General features: G+C 69.2%; 21 protein-coding genes, 1 tRNA gene and 1 pseudogene. 8 read left to right on the top strand and 15 right to left on the bottom strand.

Features of this window, described 5'->3' with window-relative positions:
* Positions 1-21: 21 nt before the first annotated feature.
* The 5 genes from O6P37_RS02315 to O6P37_RS02295 form a co-directional block, all read right to left on the bottom strand.
* Complete coding sequence (locus O6P37_RS02315) at positions 22-693, bottom strand: LpqN/LpqT family lipoprotein (protein WP_269892541.1); 672 nt, start codon at positions 691-693, stop codon at positions 22-24.
* The gene (gene arsC, locus O6P37_RS02310) at positions 690-1,037 is read right to left on the bottom strand and encodes an arsenate reductase (glutaredoxin) (protein ID WP_269892540.1); all 348 of its coding nucleotides are present in this window, start codon (positions 1,035-1,037) and stop codon (positions 690-692) included. Before arsC ends, O6P37_RS02315 begins: the two co-directional genes overlap by 4 nt.
* On the bottom strand, positions 1,038-2,018 hold the full coding sequence (locus O6P37_RS02305; protein ID WP_264012379.1) for a ribose-phosphate diphosphokinase: 981 nt from the start codon (positions 2,016-2,018) through the stop codon (positions 1,038-1,040).
* A gap of 102 nt (positions 2,019-2,120) precedes the next feature.
* Positions 2,121-3,599: a bifunctional UDP-N-acetylglucosamine diphosphorylase/glucosamine-1-phosphate N-acetyltransferase GlmU gene (glmU, locus tag O6P37_RS02300; protein ID WP_269892539.1), complete on the bottom strand. Its 1,479-nt coding sequence runs from the start codon at positions 3,597-3,599 to the stop codon at positions 2,121-2,123.
* 89 nt (positions 3,600-3,688) lie between these two features.
* Positions 3,689-3,760 (bottom strand) — tRNA-Gln (locus O6P37_RS02295).
* A gap of 94 nt (positions 3,761-3,854) precedes the next feature.
* Here O6P37_RS02295 and O6P37_RS02290 point away from each other — a divergent pair.
* The 3 genes and pseudogenes from O6P37_RS02290 to O6P37_RS02280 form a co-directional block, all read left to right on the top strand.
* A complete protein-coding gene (locus tag O6P37_RS02290) occupies positions 3,855-4,454 on the top strand; it encodes a TetR/AcrR family transcriptional regulator (protein ID WP_264012410.1) in 600 nt (199 codons plus the stop codon).
* Between the two features lie 84 nt (positions 4,455-4,538).
* A complete protein-coding gene (gene mfd / locus O6P37_RS02285) occupies positions 4,539-8,195 on the top strand; it encodes a transcription-repair coupling factor (protein ID WP_269892538.1) in 3,657 nt (1,218 codons plus the stop codon).
* A pseudogene (locus O6P37_RS02280) lies at positions 8,192-9,127 on the top strand (nucleoside triphosphate pyrophosphohydrolase); the annotation flags it as partial. The gene mfd and the pseudogene O6P37_RS02280, both read left to right, overlap by 4 nt.
* 398 nt (positions 9,128-9,525) lie before the next feature.
* Here the strand turns inward: O6P37_RS02280 and efeB are convergent.
* From efeB to efeU, 3 genes are read right to left on the bottom strand one after another with little or no spacing between them, the layout of a single operon-like run.
* The gene (efeB, locus tag O6P37_RS02275; protein WP_269892536.1) at positions 9,526-10,848 is read right to left on the bottom strand and encodes an iron uptake transporter deferrochelatase/peroxidase subunit; all 1,323 of its coding nucleotides are present in this window, start codon (positions 10,846-10,848) and stop codon (positions 9,526-9,528) included.
* Positions 10,829-11,965, bottom strand: a complete 1,137-nt coding sequence (gene efeO, locus O6P37_RS02270) for an iron uptake system protein EfeO (protein WP_269893147.1) — start codon at positions 11,963-11,965, stop codon at positions 10,829-10,831. The genes efeB and efeO overlap by 20 nt, the downstream gene beginning before the upstream one ends.
* 26 nt (positions 11,966-11,991) lie before the next feature.
* Entirely contained in the window at positions 11,992-12,927 is a 936-nt protein-coding gene (gene efeU, locus O6P37_RS02265) for an iron uptake transporter permease EfeU (protein WP_269892535.1), read from the bottom strand.
* A 187-nt stretch (positions 12,928-13,114) separates the two neighbouring features.
* On the opposite strand from efeU, the gene O6P37_RS02260 reads away from it, so the two are divergent.
* The 5 genes from O6P37_RS02260 to O6P37_RS02240 all read left to right on the top strand — a co-directional run bounded on the left by O6P37_RS02260 (position 13,115) and on the right by O6P37_RS02240 (position 17,339).
* Positions 13,115-13,846, top strand: a complete 732-nt coding sequence (locus O6P37_RS02260; RefSeq protein WP_264012374.1) for a lytic transglycosylase domain-containing protein — start codon at positions 13,115-13,117, stop codon at positions 13,844-13,846.
* Positions 13,847-13,930: 84 nt separating this feature from the next.
* Positions 13,931-15,226 carry a phosphopyruvate hydratase gene (gene eno, locus O6P37_RS02255; RefSeq protein WP_269892534.1) on the top strand — a complete coding sequence of 432 codons (1,296 nt, stop codon included), beginning with the start codon at positions 13,931-13,933 and terminating at the stop codon, positions 15,224-15,226.
* Between the two features lie 7 nt (positions 15,227-15,233).
* Positions 15,234-15,920 carry an FtsB family cell division protein gene (locus O6P37_RS02250; protein WP_269892533.1) on the top strand — a complete coding sequence of 229 codons (687 nt, stop codon included), beginning with the start codon at positions 15,234-15,236 and terminating at the stop codon, positions 15,918-15,920.
* Positions 15,913-16,404, top strand: a complete 492-nt coding sequence (locus O6P37_RS02245) for a DUF501 domain-containing protein (protein ID WP_269892532.1) — start codon at positions 15,913-15,915, stop codon at positions 16,402-16,404. Before O6P37_RS02250 ends, O6P37_RS02245 begins: the two co-directional genes overlap by 8 nt.
* Entirely contained in the window at positions 16,401-17,339 is a 939-nt protein-coding gene (locus O6P37_RS02240) for a Ppx/GppA phosphatase family protein (RefSeq protein WP_269892531.1), read from the top strand. Before O6P37_RS02245 ends, O6P37_RS02240 begins: the two co-directional genes overlap by 4 nt.
* A gap of 58 nt (positions 17,340-17,397) precedes the next feature.
* On the opposite strand, the gene O6P37_RS02235 is transcribed toward O6P37_RS02240, so the two are convergent.
* The 7 genes from O6P37_RS02235 to O6P37_RS02205 all read right to left on the bottom strand — a co-directional run bounded on the left by O6P37_RS02235 (position 17,398) and on the right by O6P37_RS02205 (position 23,555).
* Positions 17,398-18,507 carry a diguanylate cyclase domain-containing protein gene (locus O6P37_RS02235; RefSeq protein ID WP_269893146.1) on the bottom strand — a complete coding sequence of 370 codons (1,110 nt, stop codon included), beginning with the start codon at positions 18,505-18,507 and terminating at the stop codon, positions 17,398-17,400.
* 468 nt (positions 18,508-18,975) lie between these two features.
* Complete coding sequence (locus tag O6P37_RS02230; RefSeq protein ID WP_269893145.1) at positions 18,976-20,520, bottom strand: radical SAM protein; 1,545 nt, start codon at positions 20,518-20,520, stop codon at positions 18,976-18,978.
* A gap of 8 nt (positions 20,521-20,528) precedes the next feature.
* On the bottom strand, positions 20,529-20,993 hold the full coding sequence (locus O6P37_RS02225) for a hypothetical protein (RefSeq protein WP_269892530.1): 465 nt from the start codon (positions 20,991-20,993) through the stop codon (positions 20,529-20,531).
* Positions 20,990-21,775: a prolipoprotein diacylglyceryl transferase gene (locus O6P37_RS02220; RefSeq protein WP_269892529.1), complete on the bottom strand. Its 786-nt coding sequence runs from the start codon at positions 21,773-21,775 to the stop codon at positions 20,990-20,992. The genes O6P37_RS02225 and O6P37_RS02220 overlap by 4 nt, the downstream gene beginning before the upstream one ends.
* 48 nt (positions 21,776-21,823) lie before the next feature.
* Positions 21,824-22,528 (bottom strand): ZIP family metal transporter, encoded by a 705-nt coding sequence (locus O6P37_RS02215; protein WP_269892528.1) that lies wholly within the window; start codon positions 22,526-22,528, stop codon positions 21,824-21,826.
* Between the two features lie 10 nt (positions 22,529-22,538).
* Positions 22,539-23,003, bottom strand: coding sequence for a DUF4383 domain-containing protein (locus tag O6P37_RS02210; protein ID WP_269892527.1), 465 nt, complete (start codon positions 23,001-23,003; stop codon positions 22,539-22,541).
* Positions 23,004-23,078: 75 nt separating this feature from the next.
* Positions 23,079-23,555: a DUF4383 domain-containing protein gene (locus O6P37_RS02205; protein ID WP_269892526.1), complete on the bottom strand. Its 477-nt coding sequence runs from the start codon at positions 23,553-23,555 to the stop codon at positions 23,079-23,081.
* Positions 23,556-23,586 lie beyond the last annotated feature (31 nt).

The following is a 23,586-nucleotide window of genomic DNA, read 5'->3' as shown; positions in this document are numbered from 1 at the left end:
CGTCGCCTCGCCGCGGCGTCCTCACTTGGGCGGTGACTTGGGGGCGACGGTGAACCCGGCGATGATGGTCTCGATGTCCTTGCCGTTGGCCTGGGCTTCGTCGGCGAAGCTGGTGACGGTGAGCTGAACCAGGTAGCGCTGATTGGCCGGCGGTGATCCGGTGGCGATCACGACGCGGTTGTAGCTCTGCATCCGCTGGCCGTTGAGGTCGTAGCTGCCCTCGATCATCGACGACGGGAATCCGCGCCAATCCTTGTCGGAAGCGTTGAGCCGCTTGAAGTTCTCCGACAGCTCCGCATCACCCGTGCCGTGCTTGACCGCCTCGGCGGCGTCGAATTCACCCTCGAGTTCGAACACCAGCAGCATCGCGATCGGATAGGTGTCGCCCTTGACGATGGTGCGGGTGCCGGGCGCGAAGTTGGGATTGGTGTACGGCTTCCAGCCCGGCGGCGTCGGCACGGTGACCGTGAGATCCGGCAGCCGGTCGGGGGCCACCGGTTTGCCGTCGACGCCGACGCTCTCCAGGTACTGCGACAGCGGCACCGGCGCCTCGGTGCTCGTCGGGGCCGCCGATGTGGTGCTGCTCGTCGTCGACCAGACCGCTTCGTAGTCAGGCGTTTCCGCACCGCATCCGACGGCGGCGGCAACGGTGATCAGCGCGAGCGTTGCCGCGACGCAGCGGCGGACGGTCACAGAATCTCGCGCACCGTGTCGATCGGCCGGGCCAGCCGGGTGCCCTTCGCGGTGACGACGAAGGGCCGCTCGATGAGGATCGGGTGCTCGGCGAGGGCGTCCAGCAGTTCGTCGTCACTCGCGTCGGCCAGATTCAGCTCGCCGTAGAGGGATTCGCGCTTACGCACCGCAGCGCGCACGTCGATACCCGCGTCGCGGATCATTGCGGACAGCTCGTCACGCGACGGCGGCGTCTTCAGGTACTGCACGACGGTCGGCTCGATGCCGTTGTCCCGCAACAGTTCCAGCGTCTTGCGCGATGTGCTGCACCGGGGGTTGTGGTAGACGGTGGCGGTCTGCGCCATCTACGCCGACCCGTCGAACAGGCTGGTCACCGAACCGTTGTCGAACACGGCGCGGATGGTGTTGGCCAGCAGCGGTGCGATCGACAGCACGGTGAGCTGCGGGAACTGCTTCTCCTCGCCGATCGGCAGGGTGTTGGTGACAATGACCTCGCGGGCGCCGGAGTCGGCCAGCCGCTCGCGCGCCGGGTCGGACAGCACGCCGTGCGTCGCCGCGATGATCACGTCGCCCGCACCGTCCTGCTTGAGCAGTTTGACCGCACCCGCGATGGTGCCGCCGGTGTCGATCATGTCGTCGGTCAGCACGCAGGTCTTGCCGCGCACGTCGCCGACGACGCGGTTGGACACCACCTGGTTGGGCACCAGCGGATCCCGGGTCTTGTGGATGAAGGCGAGGGGAACTCCACCTAGTGCGTCGGCCCACTTCTCCGCGACGCGGACACGGCCGGAGTCGGGGGAGACCACGACCATGTCGTGGTCGGCGTAGTTGTCGGCGATGTACCCGGTCAGCAGTTTCTGTGCGCGCATGTGGTCGACCGGCCCGTCGAAGAAGCCCTGGATCTGGTCGGTGTGCAGGTCGACGGTCAGGATGCGGTTCGCCCCGGCGGTCTTCAGCAGATCGGCCACCAACCGGGCCGAGATCGGTTCGCGTCCTCGGTGCTTCTTGTCCTGCCGGGCGTACGGGTAGAACGGCAGGATCGCGGTGATCCGCTTGGCGCTGCCGCGCTTGAGCGCATCGATCATCAGCAGCTGTTCCATCAGCCACGTGTTGAGCGGCGCCGGGTGGGACTGCAGGACGAACGCGTCGCAACCGCGAACGGACTCGTCGAAGCGGACGAAGATCTCACCGTTGGCGAAGTCCCGGGCGGTCTGCGCGGTGACCGGGGTGTCGAGTTCTTTGGCCACCTGCTCGGCGAGTTCGGGGTGCGCGCGGCCCGAGAAAAGCATCAGGTTCTTGCGGTTGTCGGTCCACTCGGTGCCCACTGTGCGCCTCTGCCGGTCGGGGGTCGATGTCGGCCCAATCGTACGTAGCGGTCCTGCAGGTGCGCTGCCGGGTTGCCGGATCGCCAACAGATTGGGTCCAGATCACGACCGTTGGTCGTCGTCCCGGTGCTCGTGAGCCTCCGCGGCCGCTGCCGCCGCTGCGGCCTCGGCGGCGGCCGAGCCCGGCCGTTTGCGGATCACCCAGCCCTCGATGTTGCGCTGCGGCCCCGCCGACACCGCGAGCGCACCGGGCGGCACGTCCTCGCGGATCACGGTGCCCGCCCCGGTGTAGGCGCCGTCGCCGATGGTGACGGGCGCGACGAACATGGTGTCCGAGCCGGTCCGCACGTGCGAGCCGATGGTGGTCCGGCTCTTGTTCTCGCCGTCGTAGTTGACGAAAACGCTGGACGCGCCGATGTTGGTGTTCTCGCCGATGTCGGCGTCGCCGACGTAGGTCAGGTGCGGCACCTTGGTGCCCGCGCCGAGGGTGGCGTTCTTGGTCTCGACGAACGCGCCGAGCTTGCCCGCGGCGCCGAGCACGGTGCCCGGCCGCAGATAGCTGAAGGGGCCGACGGTCGCGCCCGACCCGATGGCCGACTGCGAGCCGTGGGTGCGCACCACCGACGCCGCGTCGCCGACGGTGACGTCGGCCAGTGTGGTGTCCGGGCCGATCTGGCAGCGGCCGCCCACGCTGGTGATGCCGAGCAACTGGGTGCCCGGTTGGATGACGGTGTCCCGGCCGATGGTCACGTCGACGTCGATCCACGTGGTCGCGGGGTCGACGACGGTCACGCCGGCCCGCTGGTGGCCGGCCACGATGCGGCGGTTCAGCTCGGCGCCGAGCGCTGCGAGTTGCACGCGGTCGTTGATGCCTGCGACCAGTGCGCTGTCGTCGACGTGGCGGGCCCGCACCACCAGGCCGTCCTGCCGCAGGATCGAGACGACGTCGGTGAGGTAGAGCTCGTGCTGGGCGTTGTCGGAACCCAGCCGGCGCAGCGCCGAGCGCAGGGCTCCGATGTCGAATGCGTACACACCGGCGTTGACCTCGCGGATCGCCAGCTGGGACGGGCTGGCGTCGGCCTGCTCGACGATGCGGGTGACCTCGTGGTCCTGGGTGCGCAGCACCCGGCCGTAGCCGGTGGGGTCGGGCAGCGTGGTGGTCAGCACAGTGGCCGCCGCCGCCTCAGATGTATGGGCGGCCAACAGGTCGGCGAGCGTCTCGGCGTCCAGCAGCGGCACGTCTCCCGAGGTGATGACGACGACGCCGGCGAACTCGTCGGGCAGTGCCGACAGTCCGCACTCGGCGGCGTGGCCGGTGCCGAGCTGCTGGTCCTGCACCGCGATGTCGACGGGACGGCCGACGTCCTCGGCGAGTGCGGTGACCGCCGGCGCGATGCGGTCGCGGTCATGGCCGAGCACGACGACGAGGTGCTGCGGCGCGACCTTGGCGATGGTGTGCAGGACGTGGGAGAGCATGCTGCGTCCGCCGAGCGTGTGCAGCACCTTGGGGGTGTCGGACCGCATCCGGGTGCCTGCGCCCGCTGCCAGCACCAGCACCGCGGCTTCACCGTGCACCGTCATCGCCGTCCCCTCTTCTCGCGAAAGCGGACGTCTGTCCGTCCACACGCCGCTCAACGCGCCGTTCTGCGCACGTCCGCCGCTGAGAATTGCTCCGTCGCCAGGATTCGAACCTGAACTATCTGAACCAAAATCAGAGGTGCTGCCGATTACACCACGACGGAAAGATCACCTGGAGACTCTAGTCGAAGCAGGCCAGGAGCTACCCTGAGCATCGTGGCAGCACCCGACAAGGAAGTGCGTGCACCCCGCGCCCGGATGACCGGCAGTGAGCGGCGCCAGCAACTCATCGAGATCGCGAAGTCGCTGTTCGCTGCGCGTGGCTACGAGGGCACCTCGATCGAGGAGATCGCGCAGCGGGCGAACGTCTCCAAGCCGGTGGTCTACGAGCACTTCGGCGGTAAGGAAGGCCTGTACGCGGTCGTCGTCGACCGCGAGATGTCGGCGCTGCTGGACGGCATCACCTCCTCGCTGACCAACAACCGCTCGCGGGTCCGCGTCGAACGGGTGGCGCTGGCGCTGCTGACCTACGTCGAGGAACGCACCGACGGGTTCCGCATCCTGATCCGGGATTCGCCGGCGGCCATCACGTCGGGCACCTACTCGACGCTGCTCAACGACGCGGTCAACCAGGTGAGCTCGATCCTGGCCGGTGACTTCTCCCGCCGCGGTCTCGACCCGGAGCTGGCGCCGCTCTACGCACAGGCACTCGTCGGCTCGGTGTCGATGACCGCCCAGTGGTGGCTCGATACGCGGGAACCGAAGAAGGAAGTGGTGGCCGCGCACCTGGTGAACCTGATGTGGAACGGCCTGACCCACCTCGAGGCCGACCCCAGGCTGCAGGACGACGAGGGCTAGCGCCTTCGGCGAGTTGACACGCGTCAACAGGCGACGGGCGCAGGAGGAACGCGCCCGAGAGGCGTTGCCTAGGATGGACGCATCATGACCTCATCGGGGCCCACCCATGTCGAAACCCCGATCGCGGGGCTCATCTCGTTGGCGTTGCGCGATCCGGCGCTCGCCGACCTCACCCGTCGTGCCGCCGAGCGGCCCGAGCGGCTCGCCGTGGTCGGACCGGCCAGTGCCCGGGTGCTGGTGGCGGCCGCGCTGGCGCAGGCAGGACCGCTGCTGGTGGTCTCGGCGACGGGGCGCGAGGCCGACGACCTGACCGCCGAACTGCGCGGCTACCTCGGTGACGCCGTGGCACTGTTTCCGTCGTGGGAGACCCTGCCCCACGAACGGCTGTCGCCGGGGGTGGACACCGTCGGCGCGCGGCTGATGCTTCTGCGCAGGCTGACCCACCCGGACGACGCCCGGCTCGGCCCGCCGCTGCGCATCGTGGTGACGACGACGCGTTCCCTGGTGCAGCCGATGGCGCCGGGCCTCGCCGAGGTGGAGCCGGTGACATTGACCGTCGGCGCCGAGATCGACTTCGACGGCGTGGTCGCCCGGCTCGTCGACCTCGCCTACAGCCGGGTGGACATGGTCGCCCGCCGGGGCGAGTTCGCCGTGCGCGGCGGCATCCTCGACGTCTTCCCGCCCACCGCCGAACATCCGGTGCGTGTCGAGTTCTGGGGCGACGAGGTCTCGGAGATGCGGATGTTCGCGGTCGCCGATCAGCGGTCCATCCCCGACATCGACGTCGACGCGGTGATCGCCGTGCCGTGCCGCGAACTGCTGATGACCGCGGACGTCCGCGATCGGGCGGCCAAGCTGGCCGCGGACCACCCCCGGCTGGAGAACGCGGTTCCCGGCGGCGTGCCGGACATGCTGGCCAAACTGGCCGAGGGCATCCCGGTCGACGGCATGGAGGCACTGCTGCCGGTGCTGCGCCCTGGCGAACTGTCGACGCTGGCCGACCACCTGCCCGCGGGCACGCCGGTCCTGGTGTGCGATCCGGAGAAGGTGCGCACCCGCGCCGCGGACCTGATCAAGACCGGCCGGGAGTTCCTGGAGGCGTCGTGGTCCACGGCGGCCGTGGGCGGCGACGCGCCGATCGACCTGGAGGAACTCGGTGCGTCGGGGTTCCTGAACCTCGAGGACGTCGCCGCAGGCGCCCAGGCGGGCGGTCACCCGTGGTGGACGCTGAGCCAGCTGTCCGACGAGTCGGCGGTCGCGCTGGACATCCGGTCGGCGCCTTCGGCACGCCAGCACTCGTCGGTCGCAGAGATCTTCGCGATGCTGCGCGCCCACGTCACCACCGGTGGTCACGCGGCGATCGTCACGCCCGGCACCGGCACCGCGCACCGGGTCTGTGAGCAGCTCGCTGACGCCGAGACACCCGCGGCGATGCTCGAGCCCGGCGCCGAGCCGAAGGCCGGCGTGGTCGGGGTGCTGCGGGGTCCACTGCACGACGGCGTGATCCTGCCGGGATCGCAGCTCGTCATCATCACCGAGAGCGACCTGACGGGTAACCGCGTCACCGCGCCCGAGGGCAAGCGGCTCGCCGCCAAGCGCCGCAACGTCGTCGACCCGCTGGCGCTCACCGCAGGCGACCTGGTGGTGCACGACCAGCACGGCATCGGCCGGTTCGTCGAGATGACCGAACGGGTGGTGGGCGGCGCACGTCGCGAGTACCTGGTGCTCGAATACGCGTCGAGCAAGCGGGGCGGCGGCTCGGACCGGCTCTACGTGCCGATGGACTCGCTCGACCAGCTGTCGCGTTATGTCGGCGGCGAGGCGCCGTCGCTGTCCAAGCTGGGCGGCAGCGACTGGGCTAACACCAAGACCAAGGCCCGTCGCGCGGTGCGCGAGATCGCCGGCGAACTGGTGTCGCTCTACGCCAAGCGGCAGGCCGCTCCCGGCTACGCGTTCGGCCCGGACACCCCGTGGCAGGCCGAGATGGAGGACGCGTTCGGCTTCACCGAGACGATCGACCAGTTGACCGCGATCACCGAGGTCAAGTCCGACATGCAGAAGCCGGTCCCGATGGACCGGGTGATCTGCGGCGACGTCGGCTACGGCAAGACCGAGATCGCGGTGCGCGCCGCGTTCAAGGCCGTGCAGGACGGCAAGCAGGTCGCCGTGCTGGTGCCGACGACGCTGCTCGCCGACCAGCACATGCAGACCTTCGCCGCACGGATGGCCGGGTTCCCGGTCACGGTGAAAGGACTGTCCCGGTTCACCTCGCCATCGGAATCCAAAGCGGTGCTCGAGGGGATGAAGGACGGCTCGGTCGACATCGTGATCGGCACCCACCGGTTGCTGCAGACCGGCGTGACGTGGAAGGACCTCGGCCTGGTCATCGTCGACGAGGAGCAGCGCTTCGGCGTCGAGCACAAGGAGCACATCAAGTCGATGCGCACCCACGTCGACGTGCTGACGATGAGCGCCACCCCGATCCCGCGCACGCTGGAGATGAGCCTGGCGGGGATCCGTGAGATGTCGACGATCCTGACCCCGCCCGAGGAGCGCTACCCGGTGCTGACCTACGTCGGCCCGCACGACGACAAGCAGGTGGCCGCGGCGCTGCGGCGCGAACTGCTGCGCGACGGTCAGGTGTTCTACATCCACAACCGGGTGCGGTCGATCGACCAGGCCGCCGCGCGGGTGCAGGCGCTGGTGCCCGAGGCGCGGGTGGTGGTCGCGCACGGTCAGATGCCCGAGGAGCTGCTCGAGCGCACGGTCGAGGGCTTCTGGAACCGCGAGTACGACATCCTGGTGTGCACCACGATCGTGGAGACCGGGCTGGACATCTCCAACGCCAACACCCTGATCGTCGAGCGGGCCGACACGTTCGGCCTGTCGCAGTTGCATCAGCTGCGGGGCCGGGTGGGTCGTAGCCGGGAACGCGGCTACGCCTACTTCCTGTATCCGCCCGAGATGCCGCTGACCGAGACGGCATACGACCGGCTGGCCACCATCGCCCAGAACAACGAACTCGGCGCGGGCATGGCGGTGGCGATGAAGGACCTCGAGATCCGCGGCGCGGGCAACGTGCTCGGCGCCGAGCAGTCCGGGCACGTGGCGGGGGTCGGTTTCGACCTCTACGTCCGGCTCGTCGGCGAGGCGGTGGAGGCGTACCGAGCGGCCGCCGACGGCAAAACCGTTGCCACAGCGGAGGAACCGAAGGACGTGCGGATCGACCTGGCGGTCGACGCGCACCTGCCGCCGGATTACATCGCCAGTGACCGGCTGCGGCTGGAGGGCTACCGGAGGCTCGCGGCGGCGCACGACGACGCCGGGGTGGATGCGGTGATCGACGAGCTGGTCGACCGGTACGGACCGCTGCCGGAACCGGCGCTGCGGCTGGTCGCGATGGCGCGGCTGCGATTGCTCTGTCGGGAGTACGGCGTCACCGAGGTCAGCGGCGTGTCCGGGGCGACGGTGAAGGTGTCGCCGCTGGAACTGCCCGATTCGGCGCAGCTGCGGCTCAAGCGCTTGTATCCGTCGGCGTCCTACCGCGCGACCACCGCGACGGTGCAGGTCCCGATACCGCGGGCCGGTAGCGGGGTCGGCTCGCCGCGGATCCGTGACCTCGAACTGGTGGCGATGGTCGCGGGCTTGATATTGACGCTTAGCGGGAATGCTGTGACGGATGTTGATATAACCAAATTCGGAGGTGGCCCGGCCATGACGGACAGACGGCAGACGCCATGACAGTCGTGCTCGTCGATCCGCGCCGCCCCTCCCTGGTCCCGGTCGCAGCCATCGAGATGTTGGCCGGTGACGTGCAGTACACCGAGGAGATGCCGATCGCGGTGCCGTGGTCGCTGCCCGCGGCCCGGCCGGCCTACGACGGCGAGGACGCCCCGGTGCTGCTGTCCTCGGATCCCGAGCATCCGGCGGTCAGGGCGCGCCTGGCCGCGGGTGACCGGTTGATCGCCGCGCCGGAACCACAGGGAGGCGAACGACTGGTCGACGCCGTCGCCATGATGGACAAGCTGCGCACCGCGGGGCCGTGGGAGAGCGAACAGACCCACGACTCGCTGCGGCGCTACCTGCTCGAGGAGACCTACGAGCTGTTCGACGCGGTGCACAGCGGCAACGCCGACGAGCTTCGCGAGGAACTCGGAGATGTATTGCTGCAGGTACTGTTTCACGCCCGGATCGCCGAAGATGCCCCTGAGCACCCGTTCACGATCGACGACGTCGCCGACTCGCTGGTGCGCAAGCTCGGCAACCGGGTGCCCGCGGTGCTGGCCGGCGAATCGATCTCGCTGGACGAGCAGCTCGCGCAGTGGGAGGAACGCAAGGCCCAGGAGCAGTCGGTCAGGTCGCGCAGGTCGTCGATGGACGACGTGCCGACCGGTCAGCCCGCGCTGGCGTTGACGCAGAAGGTGATCGCCCGGGTCACGCAGGCCGGACTGCCGGCAGATCTGATCCCCGCCTCACTGACCGCCGTCACGATCTCGGCCGACGTCGACGCCGAGAACCACTTGCGCACAGCGACTCTGGAGTTCATGGAGACCGTGCGGCGGGTGGAGAGGGACATCGCGGCCGGCCGCCGCGGCGAGGACGTGCCTGAGGAACTCGACATCGCGGCGCTCGGCGCGGTGAGCGAGGAGGAGTGGCGGGAGTACTGGCCGTCGGACACCGCGCTGGACGTGGACGCCACCATCGATGACGACGACGTCCTCGACGACGTTGCGGAAGAGTTTGCGGCCGAGGATATTACGGAAGACGTTGCGGACGAGGACGTTGACGAGGACGTTGCGGATGACGACGTAGAGCTGGAGGTCGAGATGGACACCGAACCCGCGCCGGACCGGATCCCTGAGCCGTCACCGGTCGAGGTGCCCGAACCCGGTCCCGTCGAGGTGCCCGAGCCGTCGCCGGTCGACGTGCCCGAACCCGCGCCGGCCGATCCGCCTGCCGCCGGGGGAGTGAGCGCCGCCGAGCGCTGACGCCTCCCACTCGCCGAATGTGCAGTGGTGGCGAGAATCCGCGCCGATTTTCGCCGTGGTTGCACACTCGGCGCGCTCGCGGCTCAGGCGAACAGGGTCGAGCCCCAGTAGGCCGACTCGTCACCTTCGCGCAGCCCGGGCGGGCAGGCGAAGATCGCCGTCCCGGTGTGGGTGATGTACTCGTTCATCGCATCCTTGCGCGACATCTCGGCCTGCATCGGGATGAACTGGGTGATGGGATCGCGGACGAACGCGATGAAGAACAGCCCGGCGTCGAGGTGGCCGAAGCCGTCGGTGCCGTCGGTGAAGTTGTAACCGCGGCGCATGATCTCGATGCCGCCCAGGTTCTCCGGTGACACCAGGCGCACGTGTGCGTCGACGTCGATCAGCGGGGCGTCCTTGTCGTCGCGCAGGTCGAGATTGAGTTCCTCGAACTCGTCGGTGAGGCCGTTGGGGGCGCCGGTGCCCTTCTGCCTGCCGATCACCCGCTCCTGCTCGAGCAGCGTGGTGCGGTCCCAGTTCTCGATGCGCATCCGGATCCGGCGGGTCACCAGATACGACCCGCCGGTGAGCCAGTCCGGGCCGTCGCCGTCGGCGACCCACACGAACTGGTCGATCTTGTCGGTCTCCTCGGCCTTGAGGTTGGCCGTCCCGTCCTTGAAGCCGAACAGGTTTCGCGGCGTCGCCTGTTCCTGGGTGGTCGAGCTGGTGCGTCCGAAACCGAGCTGCGCGTAGCGCACCGCCACCGTGCCGAAGCCGACGCGGGCGAGGTTGCGGACGGCGTGGAAGGCGACCTGCGGATCGTTGGCGCACGCCTGGATGCAGATGTCCCCGTAGCTCTTGTTCGGGTCCATCGTCTCGTTCGGGAACTTCGGCAGCTTCGCGAGTTCTTTCGGCAGCTTGTCGGCGATGCCGAACCGGTCCTTGCCGTCCTTGCGGAAGAACGAGGGGCCGAAGCCGATGGTGAGCGTCAGCTGCGATGCGGGCAGGCCGAGCGCCTCGCCGGTGTCCGGCGGCGGCGCATAGGGATTGTGGTCGACCGCACCGCCGGCGACTGTCTCCTCGCCGCGGGCCATCCGCTCGGCCATTTCGGTCCACTGCTTGAGCAGCCCAATTACGTCCTCGCGGCGGTCGGTGGTGACGTCGAAGACGACGAAGTTCATCCGGTCCTGCTGGGCGGTGACGATGCCCGCCTGATGTTCGCCCCGGAACTCGACGGGACTCTGCAGCCCCGCGGTCGACGTGCTGGCCGCTGAGGCGCGGCCGGCCAGCGCACCCGCGCTGGCCGCACCCACGACAGCAGCCGTCACCCCCGCCGCGCCGAACAACTTGCGCCGGGAGAGCCCGGCGTTCTGCTGCTCGGCCTGCGGCGCGGGCGGTTCGGGATTACTTCTGGGCGACGACACCTTGGACCTGGCTGACTTCCTTGCTCAGCGCGTCGATCGCGCGCGACAACTCCTGACGCTGCGGCTCGGTGACCTTGTCGTAGGAGACGAAGCCGTCGCCCGCACGGTACTTCTCCAGCAGCGCCTCGACGTCCTCGAAGCGCTGGTCGACGCGTTTGCCCAGTTCGGCGTCTTTCTCGTCGAGGATCGGCCGCACCGAGGACACCGCCGTCTGCGAACCCTGCAGGTTGGCGTTGAAGTCCCACAGGTCGGTGTGGCTGAAGATGTCCTCTTCACCGCTGATCTTGCTGATCGCGATCTCGTCGAGCAGGCCCTGCGCGCCACCGGCGATCTGGGTCGAATCGATCGAGTAGTCGGGCGCCTTGACGCCGTCGTTGAGTTCCTTGACGTCGGCGATCAGCTGATCACCGAGCTTGTCGGTCTCGGGGGTGAGGCCGGTGACCCACAGCGCCTTCTCGATGGCGTGGAAGCCGGTCCACTTCTGGCCCTCTTCGAGATCGGCCTCGCGCAGGTCGATGCGCGGGTCGAGGTCGTTGGGGAACGACTCGGCGACGGGCTCGATGCGTTCGAAGTAGACACGCGAGGTGGGGAACTGCGCCTTGGCCGACGGGACGTCGCGGGCCTTGACCGCGGCGACGAACGCCTCGACCGCGGGCACCAGTGCCTCGGTCTGGCTGTTGACGTACCGCTTGTAGCTGTCGGCGGCCTCTTTGAACTTGCCCTCGGTGTCGATCTGGACCGCGTCGCCGGTGACCGTGAAGTCGTTGCGGATGCCGTCACCGACCATCCCGGGGCGGCACGACGTCTGGTAGGTGCCCGGCTCGGTCAGCTGGACGATCAGCTTGCGCTGCAGTCCGGGGGAGATGTTCTCCACCTCGCCCATCACCCGGTCGCCCTCGCCGTAGACGTAGAACTCGGTGACCTTGTTGCCGCCGTTGGTGACGACGAAGGTGCTGGGCCCGGTCGACGCCTCGGTGCCCGACAGCTTGCACTCGCTGTCGGAAGCCTCGACGGTGATGTCGCCGGCGGCTCCGCCCCCGGCGTTGTCGGTGCCCTCGTCCTTGGCCTGGCAGCTGGTCAGCGAGACGCCGGCCAGCAGGGCGGCGACGGCGGCCATGCCGGCCTTCGCTCCGGGGAGATTGTTCACGTGGTGGACCTTTCGGACGAGGTGTCGGACGGTAGAGAACTCTGGGGTTCGGCGGGGGTGGCGGCGGGCTTGGTGGTGCTGGTGACCGGCCACAGGAACGCGGTCAGCACAACCACCAGGTAGGCCAGCCACAGCAGCAGCTGCAGCCAGGTGGGTGACGGCGTGATGTTGAAGACGCCCTGGATCACCTCGCCGTACCAGGCCGACCAGTTGAACGATGCGCTGACGTCGAACGCGCGCGAGCCGAGGCCCGGCAGCCAGCCGACGGTCTGCAGCGCGCCGATGCCGTAGGCCAGGATTCCGGCCGCGACGACGATCAGGAACACGCCCGTGTACTTGAAGAACTTGGCGAGGTTGATCCGGACCGCACCGGCGTACATGCCGTAGGCGATGGCCGCCGCGATCAGAACCCCGATGATCAACCCGAGCAGTGGCCAGGCGGTTTCGGCCTCGGCGAAGCCGACCATGAACAACGCGGTCTCGACGCCCTCACGCCCGACGGCCAGGAACGCCAGCGCCGTCACCGCGAATGCGCCGGCCTCCAGCGCCCGCGTCATCTCGGTGCGCAGCTCGCCGGACAGCCCGGCGGCGGCCTTCTTCATCCACAGCACCATGGTGGTGACGATCGCGACCGCCACCAACGACGCGACACCGGCGATCGCCTCGGCCCCGAGGCCGGTGATGGTGTACGCGGAGAATTGGATGGCGAGAAACACGACGACCGTCATCGCGATTGCTGCGCCCACGCCCAGCCACACCCATTTCAGGGCGTCGCGGCGGTCGGACTTGACGAGGAACGCGACCAGAATGGAGACCACGATTGCCGCTTCGAGACCTTCGCGGAGACCGATCAGACCACTGCCGAACAGCTGCGATGTCACGTCGGGGGCGGCGGCGTGGATACTGGCCGGGAATCCCGCAGACGCAGTCATCGACGCAACCTCGCTCCAGGAAATTCGGTGAGCCAGCTATGCCTATCCATAGCAAGGCGTGGCTCACCTTAGCAGGGCATTCTGGCTACGTTGACGGGTCTGCGAGACGTGACGTTGCAGACCGGCGTTGCGAACCACGGCGCTGCGCATGCAACTATGGGGACAGCAGAGCAGGTTGAGGAGTCCGGTGTCGCCAGTTCGTTGGCTGCGGGCTGTCGCGGTGATCGGCGCGACGGCCCTGCTGATGGCTTCCAGTTGTTCATGGCAGCTGGGCGCGCCGATCCCCGAGGGAATCCCGCCACCGGCGGGGGACCCGGTGCCTGCCATCGACACCTACGCCTCGGGCCGTCCCGCCGACCAGTTGCACGACTGGGCCGCCGAGCGGGCCGATGCGCTCGAGATCCCGGTGACGGCGCTGGAGGCCTACGCCTACGCCGCCCGGGTCGCCGAGGTGGAGAACCCCGACTGCCACCTGTCCTGGACGACGCTGGCCGGTATCGGGATGGTGGAGAGCCACCACGGCGGCTACCGGGGCTCGATGGTGTCCACGGACGGGGCGGTGACACCGCCGATCCGGGGAATGCAGCTCGACGGTTCCAGCGGCAACATGAAGATCGACGACACCGACGGCGGCGAACTGGACGGCGACACCGAGCTGGACCGGGCCATGGGCCCGATGCAGTTCATCCCGGAGACGTGGCGGCTCTACGGCGTGGACGCCAACAACGACGGCCAGGTCAGCCCCGACAACATCGACGATGCCGTGCTCTCGGCGGCCGGCTACCTGTGTTACCGCGGCAAGGACCTGTCCACCCCCCGCGGCTGGATGAACGCGCTGCGCGCCTACAACTTCTCCGACCAGTACGCGCGGACGGTGCGGGACTGGGCCACCGCCTACGCCCAGGGTCGCTCACTGTAGGCACGTCCTCGTTCCGCCGTCGCGATCTCCAGCCTCTAGGCTGAGTGCGCAACGAGCCAGTCGCCGCAGACCAAGGAGACGCCAGTGCCCATCATCGAGCAGGTCGGAGCCCGCGAGATCCTCGACTCCCGCGGCAACCCGACGGTCGAGGTCGAGATCGTGCTGGACGACGGCAGCTTCGCCAGGGCCGCGGTGCCCTCGGGTGCGTCGACCGGCGAACACGAGGCCGTCGAGTTGCGCGACGGGGGTTCCCGCTACGGCGGCAAGGGCGTCCAGAAGGCGGTCGAGGCCGTCCTCGACGAGATCGGCCCGACCGTCATCACCATGAGCGCCGACGACCAGCGGCTGATCGACCAGGCGCTGCTGGACCTCGACGGAACGCCGGACAAGTCCCGGCTGGGCGCCAACGCCATCCTCGGCGTCTCGCTGGCGGTGGCGAAGGCCGCCTCGACGGCCGCGGAGCTGCCGCTGTTCCGCTACATCGGCGGTCCGAACGCCCACATCCTTCCGGTGCCGATGATGAACATCGTCAACGGCGGCGCGCACGCCGACACGGGTGTCGACGTGCAGGAGTTCATGGTGGCCCCGATCGGGGCGGCGTCGTTCAAGGAGTCGCTGCGGTGGGGCGCCGAGGTGTACCACTCGCTGAAGTCGGTGCTCAAGAAGCAGGGCCTGTCCACCGGCCTCGGTGACGAGGGCGGTTTCGCGCCCGACGTCCCCGGCACCAAGGCGGCACTCGACCTGATCTCGTCGGCGATCGAGGGGGCCGGCTTCAAGCTCGGCTCCGAGATCGCGCTGGCGCTCGACGTGGCGGCCACCGAGTTCTACACCGCCGGGACGGGTTACGCGTTCGAGAAGGAGACCCGCACCGCCGAGCAGATGGCGCAGTTCTACGGCGAGCTGCTCGACTCCTACCCGCTGGTGTCGATCGAGGACCCGCTGTCGGAGGACGACTGGGACGGCTGGGTGGCGCTGACCACCGAGATCGGCGACCGCGTGCAGATCGTCGGCGACGACCTGTTCGTCACCAATCCCGAGCGGCTCGAAGAGGGCATCGACCGCGGCGCGGCGAACGCACTACTGGTCAAGGTCAACCAGATCGGCACCCTCACCGAGACCCTCGACGCGGTCGCGCTGGCCCACAACAGCGGTTACCGCACGATGATGAGTCACCGCAGCGGTGAGACCGAGGACACCACCATCGCCGACCTCGCGGTCGCCGTGGGCAGCGGGCAGATCAAGACCGGTGCGCCGGCCCGCAGCGAGCGCGTCGCCAAGTACAACCAGCTGCTGCGCATCGAGGAGATCCTCGGCGACGCAGCGCGCTACGCAGGCGATCTGGCGTTCCCGCGGTTCGGCGTCGGCGAGGGTCAGGCCTGACACAGACGTGCCCGACGCGAAACGGCCCGACCCGAAGCGGCGGTCACCGGCTTCCCGGCCAGGGAAGCCGGCCAAGCCCGGCGAGTCGAAGCGGGACCGTCCGCGTGGTGCGTCGCCGGTGCGCCGCGAGCCCCGGGCGATCGAGGCGAAGCCGTCCGCCCCCGAGACCACACCCGAGGTCGCCGACGCCATCCGCGAGTCGATCGCGGCATCGGCCGAGCAGCAGTCGGAGCAGCGGTTCGGGTCGGCGGCGCGGCGGGCTGCGATCCTGGCCGCGGTGGTGTGTGTATTGACGTTGACGATCGCCGGCCCGGTGCGGACCTACTTCGGGCAGCGCACCGAGATGCAGCAGCTGCGGGCGAGCGAAGCGGTGCTGCGTGAGCAGATCGCCGAACTCGAGCAGCAGAAGGTCAAACTGGCCGACCCGGTGTTCGTCGCCGCCCAGGCCCGGGAGCGCCTCGGCTTCGTGATGCCGGGGGAGATTCCGTACCAGGTGCAGCTGCCGCCGTCCGCGGTGGTTCCGGGTGCACCGGACGCCCGTGTGGACACCGTACCGCCGGGCACGCCGTGGTACTCGGCGCTGTGGAGCACCATCGCCGATGCGCCGCACGGCCTTCCGCCGAGCGCGACGCCACTTCCGCCGCCCCCGCCGGGTCCGCCGCCCGGCCCGCCCGCGCCCCCGCCCGGTGGTTGAGCGCGCCGACCTCGAGGCCATCGCGCGGCAACTGGGCCGCGAGGCCCGCGGGGTTCTCGAGATCGCCTACCGGTGTCCCGACGGCACCCCGGCGGTCGTCAAGACCGCTCCGCGACTGCCCGACGGCACCCCGTTCCCGACGCTGTACTACCTGACCCACCCCACGCTGACGGCGGCCGCCAGCCGGCTGGAGTCGGCGGGTCTGATGCGCGAGATGACCGAGCGGCTGCAGCAGGACCCGGAACTGGCCGCGGCGTACCGGCGGGCGCACGAGTCGTACCTCGCCGAGCGCGATGCGATCGAATCGCTGGGCACCACGTTCTCCGGCGGGGGCATGCCCGACCGCGTCAAGTGCCTGCATGTGGTGATCGCGCATTCGCTGGCCAAGGGGCCGGGGGTGAACCCGTTCGGTGACGAGGCGTTGGCCGTGCTGGCCGCAGAACCTGGGATGGAGGGCATCTTGAACCCGGAGGTGTGGACGTGAGCCGAGTCGCGGCCGTGGACTGCGGCACCAATTCGATCCGGTTGCTCATCGCCGATCCCGTCGACGGCCGGTTGCGCGACGTGCACCGGGAGATGCGCATCGTCCGATTGGGTCAGGGCGTCGACGCCACCGGCGAGTTCGCTCCGGAAGCGTTGGCGCGCACCAGGACCGCGCTCGTCGACTATGCCGCCCTGATGCGCGATCACCGCGTCGAGCGGGTGCGGATGGTCGCGACGTCGGCGGCGCGCGACGTGGCCAACCGGGAGGCGTTCTTCGCGATGACGGCCGAGGTGCTCGGCGACGTGGTGCCGGGTGCGGTCGCCGAGGTGATCACCGGCACCGAGGAAGCCGAACTGTCCTATCGCGGCGCGGTCGGCGAACTGGATCCCGACGCGGGGCCGTTCGTGGTGGTCGATCTCGGTGGCGGCTCCACCGAGGTGGTGGTGGGACGACGGGAGGTGGAGGCGAGTTACTCGGCCGACATCGGCTGCGTGCGGCTCACCGAGCGGTGCCTGCACTCCGATCCGCCCACCGCCGAGGAGATCTCGGCCGCACGAGAAGTGGTGCGCGACGGGCTGGCCGCGGCGTTCCGTGAGGTGCCCGTCGAGGGCGCCCGGACCTGGGTGGGGGTGGCCGGGACGATGACGACCCTGGCGGCGCTGGGCGCGAAGATGACGACCTATGACTCCGAGGCCATCCACCTGTCGCGGGTGGGGTTCACCCGGCTGCGCGAGGTCTGCGACGAACTGCTCACCATGACGCGTGCGCAGCGTGCGGTGCTCGGGCCGATGCACGAGGGCAGGGTCGACGTCATCGGCGGCGGCGCGCTCATCGTCGAGGAGCTCGCCGACGCCCTTGGCGCCCGGGCCGGTCTGGACGAATTGGTGGTCAGCGAACACGACATCCTCGACGGCATCGCGCTGTCGGTCACCTAGGGATTTCGGCGCGGAAACGCTCGCTCAGCGATCGTGAGCGCGCCGAAATCACAGAAGATCAGCGCCATTCGTCGTCGAGCCGGTCGAGCACCCGCAACCGCGGTGACAGCCGCAGCGCGGTCCGGCTGCCACCGTCTCTGCGGGCGGCGGCCATGGCGGCGGTGGCGACGCCGAGCAGTTCGTCCACCACGTCGCGCACCGGCTGATCGCTCAGCGGCATCAGCGATGTGCTGACGGCGCCGATACTGGCCGTCAGCCGGAACGGCGCATTCCTGACGGTGGCGTGGATGCGTTCTGTCAGCGCTTCGGGATCCGCCCTGGTGAACAGGTCGGCGATCAGGTAATCGGTGTCCGCGACGTGGGCCAGAACGGTGTCGCGCCGGACGTTCTCGCGCAGGCGCTGCGCGATCGCGACACGGGCGCGATCGCCGGTCGCGGGGCCGTGCAGGCCGGTGAGCAACGAGAAGCTGTCCAGGCTGACCAGCAGGACCACGAGGTACCGGTCATCGCCACGGCTGCGCGCACCCAGCAGCGTGGCCATCCGCTCGTCGAAGGTCTCCCGGGTGAGCAGACCGGTGAGCGGCTCGATCCCGGTGTGACACGGCTCGATGCCGATGAACTGGATCGCCGTCCGGCAGGCAACGGTGAACATGACAGTGACCAGCAGCACCAGACCGACCGCGGTGACAGCGCGGGCGATGTCGTCGACGGCGATGCGTGCCGCCAGCACCGCCAGTACGGCCCCGCCCACCGTCCACGGCACGGCAAGCAGCCGGCCGGAGTGGAAGAGCATGGTGAACGCCGACAGGGTCGCCAGGCCCGTCGCGCCGAGCATGCCGACGACGGGCTCGTGCTGGATCAGGCAGGCGAGCGCGATGCACCCCGAGCCGACGACGACGGTGGTCTGCGACTGTCGCCGGGTCGGCCAACGGGGCCTGCGCCACACCCATCCCATCACCAGGCAGCACACCGCGATGCCGACCGCGACGCCACGGTTCAGCGGACCCTGGGGCCCGGCCGGACTGGCGAGCAGGACAGCCGGGACGAGTCCGAGACCGACGATGGTGGCGGCGATGGCCCGGCACATCACGACCTGGAGGTCGCGACTCGCGAAATACGCGGTCAGCCAGTAATAACGGTCTTCCTCGCGCGGTTGGCGTGGTCGCATCAACGGCACGCCCGCTACCTTCCGCCGCATCGGGGTGCCGCGACGACCCCTCGTACATTCGCGGCGCGGCGACAAAGATCTCGGCGGTGCGGCCATTGCTTCAGTTCAGCGAAGGTTTGTCGGCGGTGCGTCGGGCTGCGCTGGCTTCTCAACGTCAGGGTTGCTCCCGGCGACCACCTCGTGGGGATATGGACGCCACCTGTCCTTCGTCCCACACGTGGATCGGGGTGTTCGGACGTCTCGAGAAACGTGTCGCAAGGGTCGGCACTCGGTCGCGCACGAAATCGTGGCAGCGCCGACGATCTCGATTCGTCGTGAGGATCCTGAGGCATCGTGAACTCGTCGTCCGCACGCTGTGGCGTCAACGAGGGGCGGAGAAGGAAGGCGCCGAGCGCCTTCGAGCCGGTCGACCTGAAACAAGTCGCCTTCGACAATACTCACGGTCGAATTGGTTTGTCGAGATCGCGGCTAGGTGGCCTCGATCAGCGGTAGCTCGCGACCGGCGGCGATCGAGAGCCGCTGCCGACCGAGCGCGGACCAGGCCTGTACCGCGCAGAACGGGGCGCACTGGTCCTGGGTGGACCTGGTGCCGACATGCACGCAGCACTGCACCAGGCGCTCCTCGATCATCGTCGACATGTCCATGAACGGTTTGACGGTGAGCCGGACGACCCGTTCTCCGAGCAGTCGGCGGATCTTGTTGCGACGGCCGGGTAGCGCCGACGATGCCAGCGTCAACATCGTCGACATACCGAGATCACAACTCTCGCAGATGATCCGCCAGATGTCGCCGATTTTCGGATGCGACAGCGACGACTGCTCGGAGAGCAGGCCGAGCAGTGACTCCTGCACGGCGACCCGCAGCTGCTGCGGGATCTCGGAGTCGGCGATGCGGTTGGCCACCAGGCCGAGCCGGTCCTTGAGGACGTCGTGCCCGATCAGGGACACCAGCGAACGCCACCGGTCGCTGTCGTCGCGGATGAGGTAGCCGACCGAGCAGCAGTGTGGATGTGAGCACGGCAGGGCGGTGAGGTCCCGCCACGTCACCAGCCCGTCCGTCTGCGGACCCAGCCGGCTGAGCACCCCGGTGTGGGTGAGCCGGTCGAGCGGGTCGATCAGCCCTGACCTGCCGGACCCGAACTGCGGCTGAATCGTCAGCCCACCAACGTAGGGGGTGTCGAGCGCGAGCCGCACCATCTGCCCGATCTCGTCGTCATTGACTCCGAGCGTCACGGTCATCACCAGTGTCGTGAAGATCTCTCGCTCGGAGAGCCGCTGCAGTGCAGTGGCTTTCATCCGGCTCAGGTCGCCACCACGGTGGAAGCGGTGCGTCGCGGCGGCCTGGCCGTCGTACTGCAGGTACACCTCGACACGCTGCCGGTGCTCGGTGAGCAGGTCGAGCAGTGCGTCGTCGGTGGCGATCCGGATGCCGTTGCTGTTGACCAGAATCCGGGTAATCGGCCGCGCGGTCAGTTCGGTGAGCAGCCGCGCCAAGTCGGGGTGCAGCGTCGGTTCGCCGCCGCTGAGCATCAGTACGTCGATGCGGCCGTTCTCCCTGCCCAGCCGCTGGTCGACGTTGGCCAGCACATCGGCTACCGGCACGACGTTGCGCAGGTCGGGGGAGGAGTCGGTGAAACAGGTGGGGCAGCGCAGGTTGCAGGTCTCGGCGATGTCCTCCAGCAGGATGCAGGTGTGCTGGGTCTGCATCTCGGGCAGTCCGCGCAGATACGCCGACGGCACCGGATCGAAGTTCCCGGCCACGTCCGGGACATGGGCCTTGGTCGGCGCGGTCCACTCCTCGAGGTAGCTCAGGATCTCGGGGTCCTCGTCGTAGAGGGTGCGGACCAGGCCGTGTTCGCGGCAGCCGCGTTCGAGCCACACCCGGCCGTCGCGTTCGACCAGCCAGGCGTTGAGCCGGACGACGTCGGCGAGTGGTCGCTCCGGTGCCTCGTCGTGGCAGCGGGGGCAGTAGGCGGTGACGTAACGGTGAATGCGGTCGCCGCGCAGCGACATTCCGGGCGTCACGTCGTGTACAGCTCGGGGTTGATTCCGGTGCAGAAGCCGACGGTGACCAGTGAGGTGACCGCCCAGCCGATCATCAGGCCGAGCCCGACGCCCCTGGCACCGGGGTTCGCCGACCGCAACAACGCCGCCCCGCCGCCGAATGCGATGAGCAGCAGCATCACCGCCGCTCCGCCGAACACCGCGTCCGAATCCCGGTACTGCGCTCCGACGATGAACGCGGCGAACGCGAGAACGGAGTTGACCATGATGTACAGCAGGGTGCCGAGCACCGCCATGCCCGCGCTGATGCGCGACTTCTGCTGAGGCGGCGGGTAGTACGGGTAACCCTGCGGATAGCCCGGCGGCGGGTAGCCCTGCGGGTACCCCGGCGGCGGGCCCTGCGGATACCCGGGCGGTGGACCCATCGGCCGGCCGTCCTCCGGGTAGTCCTCCGGCGGTGGTTCCGAGGGCGGGAACGTCATACAGGTACTTCCTGGTTGCGGGCCGGTGAGCGATAGTACCCACGCCGGTGTCCGTACCACAGCCGAACGGCGATCACGATCAGCGACGGCAGCAGGAACCATTGCGGCCGAGTGAGTTCCAGCCACACCGTCTCGTTGGCGCGGGTGAACTCGACCAGGAACCGGAACGCCGCGTAACCGGCGATGTAGATGACGAACAACTCCCCGGGCCTGCCGATCCGCGGTCGCAGCCAGAGCAGCACGACGAACGCGGTGAGCTGGAAGGCGATCTCGTAGAGGAACGACGGGTGCATGGCCAGGCCGGCGAGACAGCCAGGGCATTCCGGGGTCTCGGCGGAGGCGTGCACGCCCCACGGCAGGCCGGTGGGGCGGCCGGGAGCCTCGGTCAGATGGCATCCGATGCGGCCGATCGCCATGCCGAGCGCCACGGCGGGCGCGAACAGGTCGCCGGTCTTGCCGCGGTATCCGCCGACCCTCTTGGCGACCAGCACCCCGATGTATGCGCCCAGCAGGCCGCCGAGGATGCTGCGCGAGCCGAACTGCCACGCCTCGGCCAGGCTCGGGTTGGCCGAGAAGTCGAGGTGGCGGGCCCAGCCGGACAGCCGCATGCCGATCGCTCCGCCGATCACGGCGCCCGCGACGGCAACGAGCGATTGTTCGTTCACCGCTGCGCGCCTTCGGGCCTCGTGCACGAAGACCGCCATCGCGGCGATCACACCGAGCGCCACGAACACGCCGTGCACCGGTACCGCGAGCGGTCCGAGGTGCCAGGCGGGAACCATGGGCGCAACCTATCGCGTCTGACGGGGGCCGGGCACCCGATCACGCACTCAGGACGACAGGGACAGTCCGGCCGCGAGGGCGAAGCCGAGTACGGCGGCCAATCCCGCGGACTCCCGGGCTTTCTCGGTGGCTTCCGGGATCATCGAGCCGACCAGCATGACGAGCAGCGCGCCTGCGGCGAACCCGTCGATGCCGCCGCGCATCTGGTCACCGGCGAACTCCTGCAGCTGGTAGCCCGCGGCCGTCGCCGCGACGCAGACGAGCGCGACGGCGCCCCAGCCCGCCACGATGCGCTTGGCGGGGCGCCCCGCGGCCCGCATGTCGGTGGCCGACCCGATGGACTCCGGCAGGTTCGACACGAAGATGGCGAGCACCAGCGCCGGACTGACGGCGCCGCCACCGGCGATGCCGATGCCCAGCACGGCCTGCTCCGGGATGCCGTCGAGGAGGGCGCCGAGCAGCAGCGGCCAGCCGCTGGCCGCCGATCCGCCGCCACCGAGACGGTCGACGGCCCGGTCGGCGACGAAGAAGGTGACGGCGCCGAGAGCCAGACCGACCGAGACCGCGACCGCGCCGCCGACGCGAAAACCCTCCTCCGCCAGTTCGAACGAGATGCTCGACACCAGGGCGCCTGCACCGAATCCGAGCACCCAGCCGACCAGTCGTCCGTTCCAGTTGCGCGCCACCCCGGCGAGCGCGCCGATCACCAATGAGGACGCTGCGACAGCACCCCACATCAGCGCGCTCAGCACACGGGCAAGCCTAGGCCGGGGCCCGCCTGCGCACGCGTTGCTTCGTCGGGTCGCGCCGTCCGCTCAGCGTCAGACCGAGCAGCAGCATGCCCGCGCCCAGGCCGAGGTGCAGCCAGTTGTCGGCGTTGTTCAACGGCACGAAGTTGGCTGGGCTGCCGTGGTCGATCAGCATGCCGTACACCCAGAGTCCGAGGTAGGCCATGCCGCCGCCCAGCAGGTAGAGCCGGGAGCCGACGTAGCTGCGCGCCGACAGCAGGCCGACGACGCCGAACGCGAGATGCACCGCGTTGTGCAGTCCGGAGACGGCGAACGTGCCGAACAGCATCGCCCCCGAGTGGTGACCCGCCCACTCCAGCTGGTCGTAGTGACTCGTCAGGCCCGGTATGAAACCGGCGGCACCGACGATCAGGAACGCGCCGGCGACGATGATCGCCGCACCCTGGACAGCCATGTACTTCGGAGTCGTCGTCGTCATCGCCATGCCTCCCTTCGCTCATATTGACGGAGCAGTAGAAGGGAATTACCCCTGCGCAGGCCTTACTAACCGGCGTCAGCGGCCTGCGGCGGGCCGTCCGGCCGTGCGCGCCGTCGCGTCGCGCCGCGACAGCAGGACGCCGAGTCCGATCATGCCGATGCCCAGCGCCAGGTGCAGCCAGTTGTCGGCGTTGTTCACCGGGACGAAGTTGGCGGCGCTGTGGCGGTCGATGAGCATTCCGTAGACGAACAGCACCAGGTAGACCGCGCCGCCGCCGATCAGGTAGCCGCGGGCGCCGCTGAACGTCCTGGCCAGCAGGAGTCCGGCGACACCGAACGCCAGATGGACGATGTTGTGCAGGATCGAGACGTTGAACACGCCGAGCAGCAGTGCCCCGGAGTGGTGGCTGGCGAAGGTCATGGTGTCGTAATTCGTGGTGAGGCCCGGGATGAAGCCCATGATCCCGACGAGCAGGAAGACCGCGCCGACGGCGAGCGCCGCCTTCTGCAGGGCAGTGGGGTACCGCGACACCGCCGGTCGATTGGTTGTCATCGTCAGTCCTTTCCTCGGTTGCAGGAGGTGA

The organism is Mycobacterium hippophais (genome assembly GCF_027529605.1).
In the GTDB taxonomy this organism is placed as follows: domain Bacteria; phylum Actinomycetota; class Actinomycetes; order Mycobacteriales; family Mycobacteriaceae; genus Mycobacterium; species Mycobacterium arseniciresistens.
The sequence above is the reverse complement of the archived record's forward strand: the minus strand, read 5'-3'. Positions and strand labels throughout refer to the sequence as shown.

Excerpts from the sequence above, each read along its gene's own strand:
- arsC (WP_269892540.1), bottom strand. The coding sequence starts at position 1,037 with ATGGCGCAGACCGCCACCGTCTACCACAACCCCCGGTGCAGCACATCG.
- glmU (WP_269892539.1), bottom strand. The coding sequence starts at position 3,599 with ATGACGGTGCACGGTGAAGCCGCGGTGCTGGTGCTGGCAGCGGGCGCA.
- O6P37_RS02290 (WP_264012410.1), top strand. The coding sequence starts at position 3,855 with ATGACCGGCAGTGAGCGGCGCCAGCAACTCATCGAGATCGCGAAGTCG.
- mfd (WP_269892538.1), top strand. The coding sequence starts at position 4,539 with ATGACCTCATCGGGGCCCACCCATGTCGAAACCCCGATCGCGGGGCTC.
- efeO (WP_269893147.1), bottom strand. The coding sequence starts at position 11,965 with ATGGCCGCCGTCGCCGCCCTGCTGGCCGGCGTCTCGCTGACCAGCTGC.
- efeU (WP_269892535.1), bottom strand. The coding sequence starts at position 12,927 with ATGACTGCGTCTGCGGGATTCCCGGCCAGTATCCACGCCGCCGCCCCC.
- O6P37_RS02235 (WP_269893146.1), bottom strand. The coding sequence starts at position 18,507 with ATGCGACCACGCCAACCGCGCGAGGAAGACCGTTATTACTGGCTGACC.
- O6P37_RS02230 (WP_269893145.1), bottom strand. The coding sequence starts at position 20,520 with ATGTCGCTGCGCGGCGACCGCATTCACCGTTACGTCACCGCCTACTGC.
- O6P37_RS02225 (WP_269892530.1), bottom strand. The coding sequence starts at position 20,993 with ATGACGTTCCCGCCCTCGGAACCACCGCCGGAGGACTACCCGGAGGAC.
- O6P37_RS02220 (WP_269892529.1), bottom strand. The coding sequence starts at position 21,775 with ATGGTTCCCGCCTGGCACCTCGGACCGCTCGCGGTACCGGTGCACGGC.
- O6P37_RS02210 (WP_269892527.1), bottom strand. The coding sequence starts at position 23,003 with ATGACGACGACGACTCCGAAGTACATGGCTGTCCAGGGTGCGGCGATC.
- O6P37_RS02205 (WP_269892526.1), bottom strand. The coding sequence starts at position 23,555 with ATGACAACCAATCGACCGGCGGTGTCGCGGTACCCCACTGCCCTGCAG.